The organism is Oceanospirillum linum (assembly GCF_001995095.2).
Lineage (GTDB): Bacteria > Pseudomonadota > Gammaproteobacteria > Pseudomonadales > Halomonadaceae > Oceanospirillum > Oceanospirillum linum.
In genome coordinates, this window is record NZ_MTSD02000276.1 from 1 (window position 1) to 261 (window position 261).

Genomic DNA, 261 nt, shown 5'->3' on the forward strand with positions numbered 1-261 from the left:
CCTCTGGTGACCTGACCTATAGCATCCCGGTTAAAACTGATGATCTGGAAGCGGATAACTCTATTGATGCCTCTGTTACCGCCACCGATGCCGCGGGCAATAGCAAAACCGCGGAAGCTGAACGTACCCTTGATGTGGATACCGAGATCAACGCTTCCATTACCATCGATACCATTGCCGGTGACGATGTACTGAATGCCGAAGAAGCGGATAAAGAGTTCACGTCCGTAACCGGTACTGTCGGCGGCGATGTAAAAGCCG

Annotated in this window: 1 protein-coding gene; it reads left to right on the forward strand. The window is 52.1% G+C overall.

Annotated elements, in window-relative coordinates; all coding sequences use genetic code 11:
- Window positions 1-261 (forward strand): Ig-like domain-containing protein (locus tag BTA35_RS17620; RefSeq protein WP_139363778.1); only part of this gene is annotated, 261 nt, incomplete at both ends.